15 protein-coding genes are annotated in these 19792 nt (G+C 38.0%); 7 read left to right on the top strand and 8 right to left on the bottom strand.

The annotated features are described in order from the left end of the window. The first annotated feature begins 7 nt into the window (after positions 1–7). Positions 8–1561, top strand: a complete 1554-nt coding sequence (locus WJR50_RS10200) for a DUF6770 family protein (RefSeq protein ID WP_341293163.1) — start codon at positions 8–10, stop codon at positions 1559–1561. Between the two features lie 164 nt (positions 1562–1725). On the opposite strand, the gene WJR50_RS10195 is transcribed toward WJR50_RS10200, so the two are convergent. Genes WJR50_RS10195 through WJR50_RS10185 form a run of 3 tightly spaced genes read right to left on the bottom strand, consistent with a single transcriptional unit; the run spans position 1726 to position 5115 of the window. Continuing rightward, positions 1726–2487, bottom strand: coding sequence for a succinate dehydrogenase/fumarate reductase iron-sulfur subunit (locus tag WJR50_RS10195; RefSeq protein WP_341293162.1), 762 nt, complete (start codon positions 2485–2487; stop codon positions 1726–1728). Between the two features lie 9 nt (positions 2488–2496). Further along, complete coding sequence (locus WJR50_RS10190) at positions 2497–4410, bottom strand: fumarate reductase/succinate dehydrogenase flavoprotein subunit (RefSeq protein WP_341293161.1); 1914 nt, start codon at positions 4408–4410, stop codon at positions 2497–2499. Positions 4411–4431: 21 nt separating this feature from the next. Continuing rightward, on the bottom strand, positions 4432–5115 hold the full coding sequence (locus WJR50_RS10185; RefSeq protein ID WP_341293160.1) for a succinate dehydrogenase cytochrome b subunit: 684 nt from the start codon (positions 5113–5115) through the stop codon (positions 4432–4434). Between the two features lie 447 nt (positions 5116–5562). Between WJR50_RS10185 and WJR50_RS10180 the strand changes: the two genes are divergently transcribed. The 3 genes from WJR50_RS10180 to fabD are packed head-to-tail and all read left to right on the top strand — an operon-like array spanning position 5563 to position 9695. Next, positions 5563–8394: a T9SS type B sorting domain-containing protein gene (locus tag WJR50_RS10180; RefSeq protein WP_341293159.1), complete on the top strand. Its 2832-nt coding sequence runs from the start codon at positions 5563–5565 to the stop codon at positions 8392–8394. Continuing rightward, entirely contained in the window at positions 8375–8803 is a 429-nt protein-coding gene (locus WJR50_RS10175) for a thiol-disulfide oxidoreductase DCC family protein (RefSeq protein ID WP_341293158.1), read from the top strand. The genes WJR50_RS10180 and WJR50_RS10175 overlap by 20 nt, the downstream gene beginning before the upstream one ends. A gap of 16 nt (positions 8804–8819) precedes the next feature. Then, positions 8820–9695, top strand: coding sequence for an ACP S-malonyltransferase (gene fabD / locus WJR50_RS10170; RefSeq protein WP_341293157.1), 876 nt, complete (start codon positions 8820–8822; stop codon positions 9693–9695). Between the two features lie 69 nt (positions 9696–9764). Here fabD and WJR50_RS10165 read toward each other — a convergent pair whose 3' ends face one another. The 3 genes from WJR50_RS10165 to WJR50_RS10155 form a co-directional block, all read right to left on the bottom strand. Next, positions 9765–9980, bottom strand: a complete 216-nt coding sequence (locus tag WJR50_RS10165; RefSeq protein ID WP_341293156.1) for a hypothetical protein — start codon at positions 9978–9980, stop codon at positions 9765–9767. Between the two features lie 284 nt (positions 9981–10264). Next, positions 10265–10885 carry a hypothetical protein gene (locus WJR50_RS10160; RefSeq protein WP_341293155.1) on the bottom strand — a complete coding sequence of 207 codons (621 nt, stop codon included), beginning with the start codon at positions 10883–10885 and terminating at the stop codon, positions 10265–10267. Between the two features lie 176 nt (positions 10886–11061). Further along, on the bottom strand, positions 11062–12153 hold the full coding sequence (locus tag WJR50_RS10155; RefSeq protein WP_341293154.1) for an oxygenase MpaB family protein: 1092 nt from the start codon (positions 12151–12153) through the stop codon (positions 11062–11064). Positions 12154–12223: 70 nt separating this feature from the next. Between WJR50_RS10155 and WJR50_RS10150 the strand changes: the two genes are divergently transcribed. Beyond that, positions 12224–13108: a polyphosphate kinase 2 family protein gene (locus WJR50_RS10150; protein WP_341293153.1), complete on the top strand. Its 885-nt coding sequence runs from the start codon at positions 12224–12226 to the stop codon at positions 13106–13108. A gap of 4 nt (positions 13109–13112) precedes the next feature. Here WJR50_RS10150 and WJR50_RS10145 read toward each other — a convergent pair whose 3' ends face one another. Further along, a complete protein-coding gene (locus WJR50_RS10145) occupies positions 13113–14039 on the bottom strand; it encodes a sugar phosphate isomerase/epimerase family protein (protein ID WP_341293152.1) in 927 nt (308 codons plus the stop codon). A 204-nt stretch (positions 14040–14243) separates the two neighbouring features. Here WJR50_RS10145 and WJR50_RS10140 point away from each other — a divergent pair, with 204 nt between their 5' ends. Then, positions 14244–15539, top strand: coding sequence for a PorP/SprF family type IX secretion system membrane protein (locus WJR50_RS10140; RefSeq protein WP_341293151.1), 1296 nt, complete (start codon positions 14244–14246; stop codon positions 15537–15539). A 16-nt stretch (positions 15540–15555) separates the two neighbouring features. Here WJR50_RS10140 and WJR50_RS10135 read toward each other — a convergent pair whose 3' ends face one another. Next, positions 15556–16353, bottom strand: a complete 798-nt coding sequence (locus tag WJR50_RS10135; RefSeq protein WP_341293150.1) for a porin family protein — start codon at positions 16351–16353, stop codon at positions 15556–15558. A 199-nt stretch (positions 16354–16552) separates the two neighbouring features. On the opposite strand from WJR50_RS10135, the gene WJR50_RS10130 reads away from it, so the two are divergent. After that, positions 16553–19738, top strand: coding sequence for an FG-GAP-like repeat-containing protein (locus tag WJR50_RS10130; protein WP_341293149.1), 3186 nt, complete (start codon positions 16553–16555; stop codon positions 19736–19738). Positions 19739–19792 lie beyond the last annotated feature (54 nt).

Here is a 19792-nt window from a genome sequence, read left to right as displayed (position 1 = left end):
TTCAAAAATGAAAACCAATACTTTATTTTACTGCCTATGTTTGGCGCTTGTCATGATTACCGTCTCCCCTATTTTAGCACAAAAGAAAGACTTTTCAGACTTTCTGACTGTCAAACTCAGAAACATGGGGCCAATTATTGAAGGTAATGAAGTGAAAGGATATTACATGTTTTACCAGACAGATAAAGTAGACAGAAAAACAAATGCTTATCAGTTAAGGATACTTGATCAAAATCTCAATGAAGTTGGAAACCGGGAGATTATAGAGTCAAAATATTTAGCGCTTCTGGAAGGTTCATTTAACGAAAAGTCAATTCTTCTAAAGTTTTATGATGTAAAAGAAAAGCAACTTAAGTTTCATCAATATGATCAGTCAGGAAAGTTAATCACTGAAAAAACAGTAGAGGTTGAATCAAAATATGATGTTGCGACATTTAACACTGAAGCCTCAAGTAATGAAATTCAAGGAAATAAGCTCTTTGCTGTCACTGACAAGGGATTTATACATTATAATTTGACAAAAAATAAAAAGCTTGGTTATTCTATTGACTTCATACCTGAAAGCGGTCTCAAAAGCTGGACATATGCCTCAGATCCTGAATCTAAAGAAATACAAGGAGCTTCATTGGCAACCATTACCTCTGAAATGATATTGAATGTGGTTGCAAAAAAGCCGTCTATATTAAGTAAGGATGCTACCTTTTATCTGATGGGTTTAGATATTCGTACCGGAAAAAAGCTGTTTGAAAAAAAGATGGAAGACAATCAATTTTCTCTTCAAATCCTCAACTCCTTCCATGATGATCAGACTGGCAATACTACCCTATTTGGGCAGTATTATGCAGCAGAAGACAAGATGTTTAAATCCGGTAGTTTGGGTATATTTTCGGTAGAAATAGATAAGTCAGGCAATCTAACGTCTGAAAAATATATTTCATGGTTCAAAGATGTTACTCAGTTTTTACCTGTAAGTCAAAAAGGGAAAGTTGAAGATATGGGATACCTTTATTTTCATAAGATAGTAAAAAATGCAAAAGGTGAAGTATTTGCTATTGCAGAACAATATAGAAAGGCTGCTGATGGTCTTGGAATCGCCATGGCGGCAATGGGAGGTGGTGCATCAGTTGTAAAAATGGTAATAGAGGACTTGGTAATATTTAAATTTTCTCCGGATTTTATTTTAACCGATGTAGATATTTTTGAAAAAGAAAAAACTTCAGTTGCTCTACCACAAAGTTATAGTTGGGTAAGTACCTCCCTAATGGGACATTATTTAAAATCAGTAGGCAATTTTGACTACACTTTTACTCAACTAAGTGCTGACAAATCAAATTTGACTACGGGCTATGTAGATTTTGAAAAAAGAAAAGGAGAAAAAAATGGTTGGGCTTTTGGTGCTGTTTCTAATACTGATGGAAATTACGCACTGGATAAGATTACACTGAGCGTTGATGCTTCAGATGTACGGGTATTGCCTGCAAAGCACGGGTATGTGCTAATTTCTGAATATTATGCTAACAACAAAAAATTAGATCTTAGGCTGGAGAAAATAAATTACTAGCTTCTGGGAATGAATCATTAAGAGGAAGTTTTTTACGCTTCTCTCCCCTATAAAGCAGTAGTCCGACAGAATTAAGCTGGCTTTTTTGAGTAAAACAAAAGCCATGAGCTTGCTAATTCTTGTCGGACTACCTTTTAGTACTTATTATTGATTTGCCAACCGTACTATTTCACTTCAATCTGAGATGAGCCAGCTTTCGCTTTTAAGAACTCACGATTCATGCGAGCGATATTGGCCATATCTATTTCCTTAGGACATTCTGCCGAACAAGCACCAGTGTTGGTACATGCACCAAAACCTTCTGCATCCATCTGCGCAATCATCCTTTCGGCACGCTGCTGGCGTTCTACCTGCCCTTGGGGCAAGAGTGCTAACTGAGAAATCTTAGCACTCACAAATAACATGGCTGAGGCATTTTTACATGCTGCTACACAGGCCCCACAGGCAATACAAGATGCTGCGTTGAAAGCTTCATCGGCCATCTCTTTAGGAACAGGGATTTCATTGGCATCAGGTACTCCACCGGTATTTACCGATATATATCCACCTGCCTGTATGATTCTGTCAAAAGCTGAACGATCAACTACCAAATCTTTAATTACAGGAAAGGCTTTCGCTCTCCAGGGTTCTACTACAATAGTCTCACCATCTTTGAAATGCCTCATGTGAAGCTGGCAAGCAGTAGTCCCTTTTTGCGGGCCGTGGGGTCTTCCGTTGATGTACATCGCACAGCTTCCACAAATCCCTTCTCTGCAATCATGATCAAAATGAACAGGTTCTTTGCTTTCCTGTTCTAAGCGCTCATTCAGTACATCTATAAGTTCTAAGAAAGACATATGGGTATTAATGTCTTTCATCTCATACGTTTCAAATTTTCCTTTATCAGTAGCGTTTTTTTGACGCCATATTTTTAAGGTTACATTCATGATTAAATCTTATTTATAACTGCGTTGAGTCAGTTTTACATTTTCAAAAACAAGGGGTTCTTTGTGTAAAGCTTCAGCTATTTCATCACCTTTATATTCCCAGGCAGCTACGTATGAATAATTTTCATCATCACGTTTTGCTTCTCCTTCAGGAGTTTGATATTCTTCACGGAAGTGTCCACCTGCAGATTCATTTCGGTTAAGTGCATCTTCAATCATTAATGCACCTAATTCAATAAAATCTGAAAGCCTACTTGCTTTTTCAAGCGTTTGATTGAGTTCCTCATCCGTTCCCAATACTTTCACATCATTCCAGAACTCTTCTTTTATTTTTTTCACCTCCTCACGAGCTTCTTTCAAGCCTTCCTCAGTACGAGACATTCCACATTTATCCCACATCACTCTGCCAAGCTTTTTGTGCAACTGGTCTACAGTCTGGCCTCCTTTGATACTGACAATCTTCTTTAACTTTTCTTTGACTTCTTGTTCAGTACTCTTAAAAGCTTCATGAGAAGTGGGAATTTTATCGTAGGATGTTCCTGCCAGATAATCTCCTATTGTATAAGGGATTACAAAATACCCATCAGCTAAGCCCTGCATCAAAGCACTTGCACCCAATCGGTTTGCACCATGATCTGAGAAGTTACACTCTCCCAGAGAGTAGAGACCTGGTACTGAGGTCATCAGATTATAATCTACCCAAAGCCCACCCATAGTGTAGTGAACAGCAGGATAAATCATCATGGGTGTTTTATAAGGATTATCGCCGGTGATTTTCTCATACATTTCAAAAAGGTTACCATATTTGGCAGAGATCACATCTTCACCATCCCTTTTGATAGCATCAGCAAAATCCAGATATACAGCCAATCCGGTTTCTCCTACGCCCCGGCCTTCGTCACATACTGCTTTGGCATTTCTTGAGGCAACATCACGAGGTACCAGGTTACCAAATGATGGATATTTTCTTTCCAGATAGTAATCTCTTTCATCTTCAGGTATATCCTGAGGTTTTCTCTCATCCCCTTTCTTTTTGGGGACCCATACCCTGCCATCATTTCTTAATGATTCAGACATAAGCGTTAGCTTAGACTGGTACTCCCCAGAAACGGGAATACAAGTGGGGTGAATCTGGGTATAGCAAGGGTTGGCAAATAGAGCTCCTTTCTTATGAGCTCTCCAGGCAGCGGTGGCATTACTACCCATCGCATTGGTTGATAGGAAAAAAACATTGCCATAACCGCCGGTAGCAAGCACTACCGCATGTGCACTATGAGACTCAATCTCTCCGGTAAGCAGGTTTCGCACTACAATTCCTCTTGCTTTACCATCAATCTTTACAAGATCAAGCATTTCAGTACGAGGATACATTTTCACTTTACCGTTGGCTATCTGGCGGCTCAAAGCACCATATGCTCCCAACAACAACTGCTGACCGGTTTGACCACGAGCATAAAATGTTCTGGATACCTGTGCGCCACCAAATGAGCGGTTGGCCAACAGGCCACCATACTCTCTGGCAAAAGGAACACCCTGAGCCACACATTGGTCAATAATATTTACACTTACTTCAGACAGACGATAAACATTTGCTTCACGAGAGCGATAATCACCTCCTTTTACGGTATCATAAAACAACCTGAAAACGCTATCACCATCATTCTGGTAATTTTTTGCAGCATTGATACCACCTTGAGCAGCAATGCTGTGCGCACGACGAGGACTATCCTGAAAGCAAAATGCTTTAACATTATATCCCAGTTCTGCCAAGGAAGCAGCGGCAGAAGCGCCTGCCAAGCCGGTACCTACTACAATGATATCATATTTTCGCTTATTAGCAGGATTTACTAATTTAAGGTTAAATTTATGTTTGGTCCATTTTTCGGCAATGGGACCTTCCGGAACTTTGGAATCTAAATTCATATGATTAGTAATTAAATATGATCACAAACTTTGTACATAAAAGTAAATTGGCATAGAGGCAAAAAGCGCACAAATTATAATGGAGAACCAGAGACCAAAACTCTTGATAAAAGGAGTATATTTTTTATGGCTCATTCCTAAAGTTTGAAAAGCGCTCCAGAAACCATGAGTAAGGTGAAAAGCAAGCCCTACCAATGCCAGAAGATAAAACAGCACATACCACCACTCTGAAAAAGCAGACACTACTACTTTATAAAGATTTTTTACTTCAGCTCCTCCATAACTTTCAACCGGAATATCGCCCCAATGCATGGTGTACCAGAAGGTACGCATATGTATAACTAAGAAAATAAAAACGATTGTCCCCAAGACACCCATGTTACGAGAACGCCATGTACTGTTCTGATTTGGGTGAGCAAGCTTATAACCTACAGGACGGGCAGCATTGTTTTTTCTGGTAAGTATAATGGAATAAATGATATGTAAAATAAGACCTGAGTAAAGAATTATAGAGGCTATTCTGATCAAAGGAGAGGTAGTCATAAATTCAGCGTATAAGTTAAATGCTTCTCCTCCATCATTTTTAAACAATAACATATTTCCTGAGACGTGTACAATTAAAAAAGTAATAAGAAAAAGTCCCGTTAAGGACATGATTACTTTTCTGCCAATTGTACTGGACAATGCTTTAGTAAACCAACTCATATTATTGTAATGCTATAAAATTTGAAATTGTTGATAATTGACTGGCATCAAAAATATAGTAGGAATGTTTAGCATCCAAAGAGGTCAACACTATTTTAATTGCTTCTAAATAATTCAATTTTTTTTATATTTTGTTCATATTTTAACCAATGAATCTTAAAAGAAGTTTACTAAACATCACTATTTTGTTTAATAATTTTTACTAATATTTTAAACAGATTTATACATAAAAATTATACAGAATTATCACAATGATTTCTCTTATTACAAGACGTAATTTTTAATGTATATAAACGTTATTTTAATAATAATGTGCTTGTGCAAAAAAATTATAAACTTTATTTGCAAATTTATATTTTGTATATTACGTGGATTTTATGATTCTTCTAATATCTGGCGTAAATTGCCTAAAAATCTAGGGTCTGTACCATTATAAGTCATACTGTTTTGAAACATCCTATACTAAAATTACTAGCTGCTGTAATATTGCTTACAACTACTTATACAGCAGAAGCTACACATATACGAGCTGGTGAAATTATCGCCGAACTGATTAATTGCCAGACGAATACCTACCGGTTCAGAATTATTGGGTATGAAGATACCGGCTCAGACGTAGAGTTTGGTAATGGTGAAATTTACTTTGGCCATGGTGACCCTGTAGACCTCAGTACAGAAAATGACTTTTTTGTTCGTGAGGTGATTGATAATGAAAAGCTTATCAGGGTTAGCGAATTTGTAATTGAACATACATTTCCTGGTGCTGGAGAATATACGATCACTTTTCGGGAGTTTAACCGTAATGCTGATATTCTCAACATGACCAACTCAGTTCAGACGCCATTTTATGTTGAAACCAAGCTTTTCATAGACCCTTTTATTGCTTGTAACAACTCACCCGTGCTTCTTAACCCTCCAGTAGACGGTGCGGTAATTGGAAAACAATTTTTGCACAATCCCGGTGCTTATGACCCTGATGGTGATAGCTTAGCCTACAAATTTGTTGTACCCAAGCAAGATGTTGATGAGTCTGTAGATGGATATCTTTACCCTGACGAATATGACCAGACTGCCGGGTTGAACTCCAACCCCATCAAACAGGATGGATCTCAGCCTACCGAAATAACCCTTGATCCGCTTACAGGAGAATTGCTCTGGGATTCACCTGCAAACGCCGGGGAATATAATGTAGCTTTTATAGTAGAAGAATGGAGACTTATTAATGGAGAGTGGCGGCTTTTAGGCTATGTTACCAGAGATATGCAGATTTTAGTAGATGATGCTGAAAATGACCCACCTGAACTTGCTATTCCGGCGGATACCTGTATAGAGGCCGGATCTGAATTACTTGCTGAAATTGTAGGTACAGATCCCGATGGAGACCAGGTAGTGCTGACTGCCTTCGGAGGTGTATTTGAACAGTTAAGTTCTCCTGCGCAATTTTTACCTGATCCTGCAGTGCCTCAAAACAGCCCTGCTACTGGTAATTTCAGCTGGCAGACTGATTGTTCTCATGTAAGGGAAAAGCCTTATCAAATCAACTTCAGAGCAGCTGATTTTGAGCCCGCAACAGGTCCATCCCTCGCTGATTTTAAGATATGGAATGTTACAGTAGTGGCTCCGGCACCTACCGGATTAGTAGCTGAAGCAGCACCCGGAAAAGCAGTTGATTTGAGCTGGGATAATTATCAATGTGCTGCTCAGGCAGAAATCATTCAGATTTGGAGAAAGACTGATAGTACTGATTTTGAGCCTGCTAATTGTCAGGTTGGTATTCCTGATGGTCTAGGCTACGAACTAGTAGCAGAAGTAGATGCCAATGTAGTCTCCTTTAGAGATGAAGGGCTAAACCCCGGAGCTAATTACTGTTATCGATTGGTTGCCGTTTATCCTCAACCTGGCGGAGGCACAAGTTATGCTTCACAAGAAGCTTGTGCTCAAATGCTGGCTGATGCGCCTATCATCACTAAAGTTAGTGTTGACCAAACGGATATGGATAATGGTGCAATAACTATCGGGTGGCGTTCTCCATTTGAAATTGATGAAGCTCTTTTCCCTCCTCCTTTTACCTATGAAGTAGTGAGGGTGAGTGCGCAAAACCCTGATGCTGCTGGTGAAGTAATTTCTCCAAGGATATCAGATACTACTTTTGTAGACACAGGTATCAATACTTTAGATGATGTGTATGGTTATAAAATATACTTGTACGATGCCAGTGAAGATTTGATTGATTCTTCGGCAGTAGCTTTTTCTGTCAGGCTTGAACCCACACCATTGGTAGGAAGTGTAGAATTACAATGGTCAGCGGATGTGCCCTGGTCAAATAATTCACCTGAATACCCTTATCACTATATTTACAGGAATAATGTGAACGCAGATAATGAAAGTCAATTCGTACTGATTGATAGTGTAAATGTAAGCGATGGCAATTTTTCTTATCTTGATGATGGAAGCTTCAACGGTTCAGAATTATCTGACGAGGAAGAATACTGTTATTATATTGTAGCCCAGGGAAGTTATGGTAATGATCAGATCAACCCTCCCCCACTTATCAACTTATCTCAGATAGCCTGTGCGCAACCCAACGATACCATACCGCCTTGTACTCCTCTCGCACTGAGTATTCCCAATGGTTCATTAGAAAGCTGTGAAGCCATAGTAGCTGAAAACTCCTGTGAGTTTCAGAACTTTGAAAATGTATTGGTTTGGGAAGAAGATACTGAGGCTTCCTGTGACGATGATATTCGCTTCTACAACATATATTTCTCCGAAAGTGGTGAAGAAGGTACTTTCAACATCATCGGAACAGCGAATGAGCCTCGCTTCGTTCATGGACCGATCTCTTCTCTCGCTGGATGTTATCGGATTTCTGCAGTTGATCGCTCAGGAAATGAAAGTGGTTTAAGTGACCCTATTTGTAACGATAACTGTACTTACTACGAGCTGCCCAATGTATTCACTCCTAATGATGATGGTGTGAATGATACTTTCAGGCCAATGGATGGATCAGATGGTGACTTTAGCAGATGCCCTAGATTTGTAGAAAGCATAACCCTTAGAGTCCATAATCGCTGGGGCAAGGAAGTATATGCATACCAGTCGGGAAATGAGAATAGCATATACATTGATTGGAATGGAAAAACCGATAGCGGCGAATTGCTGGCAGCAGGAGTATATTATTATGTAGCAGAAATCACATTTGTTACCCTTGACCCTGCGCAAAGCAAGCAAACTATCAAAGGATGGGTGAATATTGTATATGGTAGAGAACAACTCTGAAAGTTCCCCTGATTTTGACATTGTGCTATTTGACGGCGTGTGCAACCTATGCAATCACGCCGTTAATTTTATTATAGTTCGAGATCAGCATAAAAGATTCAAATTCGCTTCTCTACAGTCTCAAAGTGGAATAGAGTTACTAAAAAAGCATCACATTTCTACCCGATCCATAGATAGCTTAGTACTTATCAGGAAAAATAAAGCTTTCATCAAAAGTACTGCTGCCCTGAAAATAGCCCGGGACCTGGATGGTTTATGGTCCACGCTCTATATCTTTATCCTAATACCAGCACCTATACGGGATCGTATTTACGAGCTTGTTGCTCATTACCGCTACAAAATATTTGGAAAATCCGAAAGCTGTCGCTATCCTTCGGACGAACTCAAAACGAGGTTCTTAGAATATTAACCAACCTATTTTTTATATGAAGGCTTATGTATTTCCCGGCCAAGGTGCCCAGTTTCCCGGTATGGGTAAAGATCTTTATGAAAATAATTTGAAGGCGAAAGAGTACTTTACAAGAGCTAATGATGTACTTGGCTTTAAGATCACGGATGTCATGTTTGAAGGAAGCGAAGAGGAACTCAAGCAAACGAAAATTACTCAACCTGCTATCTTCTTGCATTCAGTTATTCTAGCACTTACTGCTGAGGAATTTGACCCTAAAGCAGTAGCCGGGCATTCGCTTGGAGAATTTTCTGCATTGGTTGCTAATGGTACACTGGCATTTGAAGATGGGCTTTCACTTGTATTAAAAAGAGCAATGGCTATGCAGCATGCCTGTGAAATTAATCCTTCTTCAATGGCAGCAGTGCTGGGTTTGGAAGACGCTATCGTTGAAGATGTATGTAGAAGTATTTCTGATGAAGTGGTAACTCCTGCAAACTATAACTGTCCCGGGCAAATCGTAATTTCTGGTTCACATAAAGGTTTAGAAATTGCAGGTGAAAAACTCAAAGAACAAGGAGCTAAGCGAGTAGTACCCCTAGCAGTTGGTGGGGCTTTTCACTCACCCTTAATGCAGCCTGCTCATGATGAATTGGAAGAAGCAATCCATGCTACAAAGTTCAATGACCCTAAATGCCCGGTATATCAAAATGTAGATGCAATGCCCTACAGTGATGTAGAGGCTATCAAGAAAAATATCATCGCACAACTAACTGCTCCTGTAAAATGGGCCCAGTCAGTAGCAAACATGATTAATGAAGGACATGATCATTTTATTGAATGTGGACCAGGAAAAGTACTCCAAGGCCTTATCAAAAAAATTGATCGTTCTGTGAATACAGAGAGTATATAATGAACAGAAACTTACTGGATTGCTATTATTCACTTTCCAGTAAGTTTAATATAATTAGAATTGTAAAAACTAGTTGAGATATTTATTAGTCCTATCAACGAGATACTTTCTGGAAAAGCACTGATTCACCTTACTCGCATTAATTGTTTTTTCAACCTTCCTGTGCTGTACCAGTTGCTTATCAATATCCTCAATAAAAGACTTCATGCGTTTGATCTGCTCAGCTAAGGTCTTATTATATTCTTTTAAAGCCTCAATGAGGTCACTAGTTTTGTTATTTTTCATAGTTTAGACGTTCAAAAAAATTACTTTCTAAGATAAACATTACATAGGCATTATTACAAATAATATTAAGAATTTATTTATTAGAAGTGTACAAAATGATATTCATTTTATGAATGAAAAGTACTCTCATTTGTTTTTTATTTTCTTAATATGCAGATAATCAAATGCTTATGTTTTTTATGAAGAATGCCTCTAATAGAGCTTAAGAAAAAACAAAAAAATTCGCTTAAAATGAAAAAAGCCTGTAATACCAGGCTTTTGTTCTACTTTTATAATATAATTATTTAAAGCACATCTAATAATATTAGAACAAGACCAACTACAACCAGAATTGTACCAAGCGTCCATAAGATGGGCCCACCGATAATTAAAAGTATCAATCCCGCTGCTCCAAGAATTATTCCCGTCCTGGTGTTGCCAGAGACAGCCATTTGTTCTTTTACTTCCTCGGGAGCCTTTTTGTATTCTTTTGCTAAAGCCTTAATCTCTTTTTTTAACTCTCTCTTCTCAACTCTCTGTTCTTTTCTGAGTTCTTTCTTATAAGCTTTGCTTAAAGTCACCTTACTTTCTTCATTCTTCTGCTCAAGTTCATTCAAGGCTTTTACTCTCTCAATTCTTTTTTCCACCTTTTCAATCTTTTCCTTGATAGATTTTTCAGCAGCAATGGCTTCTGTTGAGGCATATACTTTAGTTTTATCTGGTACTTCAACACTTTTAACTTGCTCTTCAGCAAGGGTACTTGTTGCTTCAGAAGCTGAGTTTTCTTCTGCCTGAGTTACTGGCTTAGGTGTCTGCTTAAAATAATACGAATTTCCAAAAGCAATTTTACTGGATTCGCAGGAAGAGAAAAATACCAGGGCAATCAGTGAAAGCGATAGGCTTAAAGTAATTTTAGTTCCTTTCATAGAGGGTTTGATTTAGTGATAAGACTATTTTTAAGATCAATTAAAAGCATTTATAAGAACTTTGCTTTAATTTCTCCAATATATGGTGTTAATAGTCTTTTTAAGGAACAATTTTGAAATAAAACCCACATGCGTAAATAGTCAATATTTACGTATATTAATTCAAACTAATACGTTTATTTTTTTAATTCGGAAGGCAGGTTGATACTTACTTTTTTTAACTCATTCATTTTTACCTGACTGTTCATTTGCCCCTTAGCTTGTCTGTAAGTATCAGAATAATTGCCAAATATATTCCTTAGCTGATTCCAATGCCTTAGAGGACTCATAATGTAGGGGTCTGGAAGAGTGGCTTTTGGAACCTCCAGCAAATCAGCAATTTTATCCCCTAGCAGGTAACGCATATACTTTGGTGCTAGCCACTGAAGGGTAGTATCTGTATTTTCATTGATATAATCCAGAAGGGCTTTTGTCAGAGTAACTCCTGCTTCTGACTGAACAAATTGACGTTCGGTAATCATTTTATCCAACACAAAAGCTTCTTTGGAGGTATCAGGTAGTAACCTTTCATCTACCCCCATGATATGGCTGGCTACATTCCACATATGAATGTAAGCCTCACTTTCAGCTTTTGTAACGCTAAATCCTAATTTTCTCATACCACGCACAGGAATTAAAGAAAAAGACAAATTCGTCCCCGCCATGTCTTCCTGATTGATAGGTTTCCCCCACTGCTCATCCCAATCAGCCTTATTGTTGATATGATATCTTATTGAGGCATGAATTAGCCTGACTTTCTGTGTACTTGCGATTGCTTTTCCACTTTCGTTAAAACTTCCTAAGCTAGCCACATCAAATACGAATTTGCCTGTTTCCAGTAAACGCTTGGCAGTATCATGTTGCATTCGTTCGGATAGTAGCAAAACCTGAGCGCCATTTGCTGCTGCGTAGTCATAAGGAAGAGACATCAAGGCTAGCATTAGACTGAGCGTAGAAGCATGTTTTTTGAAAAATTGCTGCCCTTGATCTAATAATTTGTAATCAGTCCAATCAGGTAATTTCCTGCTAGTCTTCAAAAATAATTTTACTTCTTCTGGTAAGCGTTCAGGAACCTGATAGTTATTGTGAGAAAGGCTATTCACCAGTTCACGGAATATATGCGCATTTTTTGAGTCAAAAATAGCGCCCACAGCTTTATCTGCCAGTGGGTCAGTCTTAATCCTCATGCTATCTAAAAACTCATTCTGATAAAATTTTATTTTCTGCATCTGTTTACTTTATTCATTAACAAACATTGTTAGTCAGGGTTTTATCTCTCAGGTAAATAAATAAGATATTATGTTTGATATTGATAAGCTCATTGCTCATCCCCACAACCAGATCAACTTAAATGATTATTCAACTCATTATACAGGCACGTTTCAAAATAAAGCTGAATCTAAACCTATTAGAAAAAAGAACCTTGAAAGACTGACTCAGTTGCAGGATATTCTCTATGCATTTGATAAGCATTCCATATTAATAATATTTCAGGCAATGGATGCTGCAGGTAAAGATAGCACCATCAAGCATGTGATGTCTGGTGTAAATCCTCAGGGCTGTGAAGTGGTAAGTTTTAAGGCACCCAGCACCAATGAGCTTGAACATGATTTTTTGTGGCGTACCTACAGGAGGTTACCTGAAAGAGGTAAAATCGGTATTTTTAATCGCTCCTACTATGAAGAAGTCCTGGTGACTAAAGTTATGCCCCAATATATCCTTAAGCAAAACATACCGGGCATTAGAACACTCAACAATATCAATTCTGGCTTTTGGGAAGACCGTTACCGCTCAATCAATGAAATGGAACGTCATTTGCGCCGAAATGGAACGATCATCCTTAAGTTTTTTCTACATGTGTCTCGCAGGGAGCAGAAGAAAAGATTTATGAAGAGGATATTAAGAGAAGATAAGCATTGGAAGTTTGAAATGAGCGACATTGAAGCAAGAAAGAATTGGGATAAATATCAGGAAGCTTATCAGGAAACCATAAATCATACTTCAACGGATTATGCTCCCTGGTACATCATTCCTGCTGATCATAAATGGTTTATGCGTACCGCAGTGAGTCAAATACTAGTAGATACACTAGAAAAAATGGACTTACATTATCCCAGGGTAACTAAAATTCAACAGGAAAATATTAACAAGGCTAAAGAAATATTATCCTCTGAGGAAAATTAGATTCTTATAAGTTTTTCAGATAATCAACACTGCTTTTTACGTCATCTAATATGTTTTCTGATTGCTGTAAATTAATAAAATAGTAAGGTACTTTTTCTAATGCACTGGAATTTAAAATTGCACCAAAATTTATTTTCCCTTTACCTATGGCTTTATAGGTATCCTGAGGTAAGGTCACTGCACGGTAAGTTTGGGCTGTATCAGCACCTAAATCTCCCAAATGTAGCAAGGCAATAAAAGCCTGATACTTTGCTATAAAATCTTCAATATCAATACCGGCCAATCCACACCAAAAAAGATTAAGTTCTATTTTCACTAACTCCGGGTCAAGAATACCTAGCATCACTTCAATGGGAGAAGTGTTTTCAGTAGGTTGAAATTCAAAAGAATGGTTATGATAACAGAGTTGAATACTTTTACGTTTGCATGCAGCCCCTGCCTCATTGAGTTTTTTTGCAAAATTCGCATACCACAGGAGGTCTCCCCTATCCTGGGGAAAAATATTAGGGAAAATTAAATAAGTAATATTTTGCTGAGCAGCTTTATCAATGAGTTGTTCAAAATTTTCAATATCTGATGGTTTAGTGTTTCCAAAAGCGGTATAGGGCTGCCAATTATCAGTGATGTAGGGGCTGGGAAAATGAGTAGCTGGCACCTGAAAACCCATTCCTAATAAAATAGGATTTAAGCGCTTCAGCAATATTGGATCAGGTAGTTCCAAATACTTAATACCAATGTTCTGGATAAACTCCAGGATCTGTTGGGGACGCTCTACAAGTTCATTTTGAATACATCCTAAGTGTAACCCCAGCTTATTCATGATATTTTTCTGCTCAAAACTTTCCTTCAAGGGCATATTTTTCGCTGCAAAATGTAGAGGAAACACAGAAGCAAGAGAGGATAAGAAACTCCTTCGCGATACATATTCCATAAATAAAAAATTTAGACGCTGCTTTTTAACTACCAAATAACATACAAAACCATAAATAGCCCTACCAAATATAAAAAAAGGTTTGAATTGACAATTGAACTGTAATGCTTACATAGTTTTTTCAATAGCAGTCAGCTGAGCATTTACAAAAGGTGGTAGTTACTAAAAAATTTGTCAATTTTGAATAGTCAAAGTGCTCAAACCATGAGAATAATTAAATTAATAATATGTGTCTTGTTGACTCATAGCGTCTATGCACAAAACCCTTCTTTAAGTCATTATCCTCTTAGCCCCTCATTATTTAATCCAGCTTACATAGGAAATAAGAGCAATGCCGAGGTCATACTCAACCACAAGCAACAGTGGATTGGAATTAATAATGCTCCCTCCATTTCTACTTTCCAGTTAAGCTCTCCTATCGTGTATCCCATAAGTATAGGAGTTAGTGCACAACGTTTTCAACGAGGTGCTATCAATTCAAATACCCTAAATGCCCTGTTCTCTTATCATGTTCCTTTCGGGGTAAATACCGGTCTTACCTTTGGCTTAGCCGGAGGTATTAAAACAATCGGAATTAACAAAAAAAGCGCTTACAACCCCTCCGATCCTGCTGTCTTAGCTTTTGCGGACAAGCCTATTCATCCGGATTTGAAGTTTGGTTTAAGTTATCATTTTAAGCAATTGAATTTCGGGGTTTCATTCACCGAAATGATAAATTCAAACATTTATGACTCACCGCTTGCTGAAAATGCGAACATAAAATTTTATGAAAATTACATTGTAAATTTAGATTACAAATTTAAGTTTTCCCCTTCAAAACTTAGCTTACAACCCTTTTTACTCTATACTACAGATGTCATCATGGGCTCCTTTTTTGAAGCAGGAAGCTTGATCAATTATCAAGATCTGGTTTATCTTGGCGGATCATTTCGTCAGGATTATGGAGCAAGTATACTCACTGGTCTTGAAGCTGAGCGGTTCAGCTTTGGATATGCTTATGAGCTTGCTTCAAACTTGGTGAATAGCATAGGTCAGGGTTCTCATGAACTCCAGCTGAGCTTTCGCTTTGGAAAAAGTGCTCCTGTCAAGAAAGAGAAAAAGGAGAAAGAAAAACCAACAATCGTAGAAAAACCAGAAAAAATAATTCAGGAGGAAGATGTATTGGCTAAGGACGAGCCAACCAAAGAAAAAGAATACACCTTACTGGATAATAATCCAGCCCATACCATTTATCATAGAGGTAATGCAGATGATGAGTTACCAATCGGTTTTTATGTAATTGCTGGCGCATACAGCAACGAAGAGAGTGCTGATAAGAAAACAATGGAATTGAGTAAGCAGAATTTGTTTGCTGCAAATGCTTATAACTCAGAAAGCAAGTTGTATATGGTATTTATCTACCGTTCGGAGTATCTGGAAAAAGCTAAAATCGCCAGAGATGGGTTCATAAAAAAGGCATCTTTGAAAGATGCCTGGTTACTTGAAATCAGAGACAAATAAAGATTCTTAAACTCGTTTATCTTCTTTTAATGCTCTTTCCACGGCGCATTCCCCAGATATCCAGATAGAATGCGTAGGCAACAGAAACACTAAGTTGCGAATGACCAAAGCTAAAATTTTCTTCAACTCCGCTGGTACTCACAGGCAAATCAAGATTGCTTCCCATAAAAGTACTTCCCCAGGTATAACGAATATCAAATTGAAAAATATCACCTCTTCTGTTGATGGGAACTTCAACGCCAGTACCAGTACTGAGTCCAAATTGCAGACGGTTGGCATCTTCAGCAAATACTACTTCTTCCTGGGCTTCTGGCTCTGAAAATAAGATTTTGTAGTCAGTTTCTACCAAATTTGTTGAACCATATGTTTCAAGACTGGTCAAGCTACCTTTGCCCGCTAACCAATAAGCGACATGTGGCCCGGCATTCAGATATACCCGGGGGGACTTAGGGTCCTTCTTTACGGGAATGGCTAATCTCAGCATTAAGGGAATTTCTAAAAAACTATACTTAGCCTCGTGTCTTCTTTTCAATGTAACTAAATCATTGGTTTTCTCTCTTTTTCCTCTTTGCGAGTAATATAATTCACTGTAAAAAGAAACCTTATCGCTCAACTTAAAACTATATAAAGCACCGAGCTGAGGAGCGAAAGCGTTTCCGCTGGTGTAATCAGCTCCCTCATAAAGCTTGGCATAACGAATCCAGTTGGTTTGATAGCCTGCTTTGGGTCCAAAAAGTATTTGGGATGAGGCCTCATTACTCATAAATATGATAAGTATCAGCACATAACCTAAAGTTTTGATTTGCTTACTCATAATTGAAAATGCTAATAAGGAATAATTTTAGTATCGTAAGGAAAAGAATCATGTAACGAAGCTACGAAATAGTGTTTTTCAGCTATGTCTTAAATCGTTACAATCACCACAGTGTAAGAAATAGCATATGAAAACATTTTAAAATGCACCAATAATGTTCAAAGTTTGCCATAGATAATTTGTAGCTACAAATACCACAATGGCGCAATTTTACAGCTTACTTCTGTTCTTTATATTTTCTGCCACATTTGGCCAGGCGCAAGTTCAGCTTACAAACTATTATCCCAATGCTGCAAATTACCACGACACACTTTATATAGTAGGTAGAGGCTTTGGAAATGATGCTAATCAAATATCAGTACATATTGGAGCGGGCAAAGCCAAGATCGCGAGTATTAGTGACCAGCTGTTGAAAGTAATTATTCCCAACACTGCTACCTTTGGAAGGGTGGTGGTCAATGATCTCATTAAAAAAGAAAATTTATCCTTTTCTGTACCCTTCAGTCCAACTTATCAATCCTCAAGCTTTGATAATTCTAATCTTAGTTTAAACAACAAAATCATCAATGAAGAGGCAGGGCTTTATGACCTATGTAGTTGTGATTTTGACTTGGATGGAGATATTGATATTGCGACAGTAAACAATGACGAAGCTGCTAAACTCAGTTCCGTCAATGTTTTTAACAATACTACTGCAAGTCCGGATAATGTTACTTTTGCAAAAGTTCCGGGCTCATATTTTAATATTAATCAGCCAGCTAGAAACGTAAATTGTAGTGACCTTAATGGTGATGGCAAACCCGAACTGATTGTAAGCCAGGGTGGTACAGTGGCAGAAAATATTTACGTATTTCAAAATTTAAGTTCTATTTCACCTTCCATTCTCCGGTTCGGATCACCTATTGTACTTAACACAAATTTTGAAGGTCTTACCAATGGCACACGCAGAGTAGAAATTCATGACCTGGATGGTGACCATAAACCGGAAATTGTAGTAAGCAATCAAACGGCTAAAGTTTTACTTGTTTTTAAAAATGAAAGTAGTGAAGGTGTTATAAAATTTCCATCTGACAAAAGACACTTTATCAACATACCTACCAATACTTTAGGCTTAGCAATTAACGATATTGACGGAGATAATAAAGTTGATATTATTGCTTCTAATAATTTAGGCAGTGATTTATATATTGTAAAAAATACCAGTACTCCCGGCACCTTTTCATTTTCACCACCAGAGGTAATCAGTATAAGTGGTCAATTAGTCAACTTAGTGTCAGGAGATATTGATGGAGATGGAAAGCAGGATATCGTTCTTACCGATTTTGATGACGGTGCTATCATTTTATTATTGAATCAAAGCACCTCCTTGGATATAGTCTTTGCCTCTCCCATAAGAATGAATGCTGCATTTCAACCCTGGGGTATCACCTTAGCCGATATTGCTGGTAATCAGCAAACGGATATTATAGTATCCACACAAGCCTCTACTGACAAAGTACTTATCTTAAAAAACAACTCTGTACCTAATGATCCAAATTTTGAATTGATACAGGCGGGCTATCCGGCAGCTTATAGAAATATCAATGTAGCCGACATAAACAATGACGCTAAACCTGATATCCTAGTCACTGAAAAAGATGCCTTTGGCAACTACTATGTTGACTATATCAAGAATACCAGTTGTACGGAAGCTACTGTGTTCCCGAAAAACCCTCCGGCCATTTGTGAAGCAAGTCCACTTACTTTGTACACCTACCAGAATCCAAGTTTGAGCTATCAATGGTATAAAGACGGAAGCCCAATTACCGGAGAAATAAATGCCTCATTAATTGTAAGTCAGGCAGGTACTTACACATTAGAAATAAGTGATATTTACAGTTCCTGCGTAACGAGTTCAGATGATATCGTCATCACTGAAGATAGTGGAGAAATACCCGATGTGCCAGAGATCACTGCTCCCGCACAGGTATGTGAAGGAGACAACATTAGTTTGTCAGTTCCAAATGATCCCGCACTAACTTATCAGTGGAGTGGTCCCAATGGATTCTCATCCACTGAGATTAATCCGGTGATCCAAAATGCAGGTAAGCAGCAGGCTGGTGAGTATCTTCTGGAAGTGAGAAAGGGGCTGTGCAATAGTAATGTGAAATCTGTGTTTATTAATGTCACTCAACAACAGGAAATCAGTGTATCAGCCAATGGACCACTACACTTATGTCCGCAGGATACAGTCACTTTGACTATTGAAGATACCGGTTTAAGCAATTTTCAATGGTTTAAGGATGATCAAGCGATAAATGGCGCTACAAACAGATTTATACGGATAAATGAATCTGGTAATTTTTATGTAAAAGCTACAAATGCCAGTGGATGCTCAACCACAAGCAGCACACTTGAAATAGAAAAAAACATTCTAGTTGCCAACTTTAATATGAGTGCTACTGCTATCTGTGTCGGTGATACTATTGATTTTAGCAATAATATGAACAGTGATACCGACCTAACTTATCAATGGGAATTTGGTGATGGTATTCGCAAGAGTGGTAAGGCCTTAAACTATGTATACAATACTCCAGGAACATATACTATTACCCATACAGTAATATTTGGTGATGGAAGCTGTTCTAATTACGAATCTAAAATACTCACCGTACACCCGTCTCCTACGTTTGAGATTAACGCCAGCGCTGAGATTATCTGTGAAAGCGACACCATCACTTTAAGTATTGAAGGGGTTTCAAATGCCTTAGAGTGGGAAAATGGCAGCACTGACAATCCAAGATTAATTACCGAAGAAGGGACTTATAGTGCTACAGTCAGCAATGCGTTTGGATGTAGCATTACTAAGTCTATTACCATTAGACGAGGCTCAGCTCCTGAAATAAATATAGATGTCATCGGCAATAATCGTATCGCCCGGGGAGACTCTGTTCAATTATCAGCTTCAGGTGCTGATCAGTACTTTTGGACTAGTACGGCCGGAATTGAGGACAGTACAATAGCTAATCCCTTTGTAAAACCTGCGCAAACGACAACATATCTGCTGCAAGGAGTTTCTGAAGATGGATGTAGTACTTTCAGCGAAGTAACCATATTTGTAGATATAGACCAGATCAAATTAGATGCATTAGACATTTATTCACCGAATGGAGATGGCATAGAAGATAGATGGATAATCAGTAACTTTGATCAATATCCTGACTGCTATTTTTTGATTTTTGATCTACAAGGAAAAGAAGTATACCGCTCTAGTATGCCTTATCAAAATGATTGGGAAGGGGAAGATTTTTATGGAAGTCGTCTACCGGAGGGCACTTATTATTATGTAGTAAGATGTGGGGGTAAAGAAAATAAAGGCAGTGGAAGCGTAACCATTCTTCGCTAAATCACTTAAGTATAATTATTCAATAAAACTTATTTCCTTTTTTAGTTTTTTGTA

This window comes from Catalinimonas locisalis, from assembly GCF_038039535.1.
Classification (GTDB): domain Bacteria; phylum Bacteroidota; class Bacteroidia; order Cytophagales; family Cyclobacteriaceae; genus Catalinimonas.
Note: the sequence above shows the minus strand (reverse complement) of the source record. Positions and strands in the feature narration are given on the sequence as shown.

What these genes read in the sequence shown, in the direction of transcription:
- WJR50_RS10200 (WP_341293163.1), top strand. Translation starts at nt 8, where the DNA reads ATGAAAACCAATACTTTATTTTACTGCCTATGTTTGGCGCTTGTCATG.
- WJR50_RS10195 (WP_341293162.1), bottom strand. Translation starts at nt 2,487, where the DNA reads ATGAATGTAACCTTAAAAATATGGCGTCAAAAAAACGCTACTGATAAA.
- WJR50_RS10190 (WP_341293161.1), bottom strand. Translation starts at nt 4,410, where the DNA reads ATGAATTTAGATTCCAAAGTTCCGGAAGGTCCCATTGCCGAAAAATGG.
- WJR50_RS10185 (WP_341293160.1), bottom strand. Translation starts at nt 5,115, where the DNA reads ATGAGTTGGTTTACTAAAGCATTGTCCAGTACAATTGGCAGAAAAGTA.
- WJR50_RS10175 (WP_341293158.1), top strand. Translation starts at nt 8,375, where the DNA reads ATGGTAGAGAACAACTCTGAAAGTTCCCCTGATTTTGACATTGTGCTA.
- fabD (WP_341293157.1), top strand. Translation starts at nt 8,820, where the DNA reads ATGAAGGCTTATGTATTTCCCGGCCAAGGTGCCCAGTTTCCCGGTATG.
- WJR50_RS10165 (WP_341293156.1), bottom strand. Translation starts at nt 9,980, where the DNA reads ATGAAAAATAACAAAACTAGTGACCTCATTGAGGCTTTAAAAGAATAT.
- WJR50_RS10160 (WP_341293155.1), bottom strand. Translation starts at nt 10,885, where the DNA reads ATGAAAGGAACTAAAATTACTTTAAGCCTATCGCTTTCACTGATTGCC.
- WJR50_RS10155 (WP_341293154.1), bottom strand. Translation starts at nt 12,153, where the DNA reads ATGCAGAAAATAAAATTTTATCAGAATGAGTTTTTAGATAGCATGAGG.
- WJR50_RS10150 (WP_341293153.1), top strand. Translation starts at nt 12,224, where the DNA reads ATGTTTGATATTGATAAGCTCATTGCTCATCCCCACAACCAGATCAAC.
- WJR50_RS10145 (WP_341293152.1), bottom strand. Translation starts at nt 14,039, where the DNA reads ATGGAATATGTATCGCGAAGGAGTTTCTTATCCTCTCTTGCTTCTGTG.
- WJR50_RS10140 (WP_341293151.1), top strand. Translation starts at nt 14,244, where the DNA reads ATGAGAATAATTAAATTAATAATATGTGTCTTGTTGACTCATAGCGTC.
- WJR50_RS10135 (WP_341293150.1), bottom strand. Translation starts at nt 16,353, where the DNA reads ATGAGTAAGCAAATCAAAACTTTAGGTTATGTGCTGATACTTATCATA.
- WJR50_RS10130 (WP_341293149.1), top strand. Translation starts at nt 16,553, where the DNA reads ATGGCGCAATTTTACAGCTTACTTCTGTTCTTTATATTTTCTGCCACA.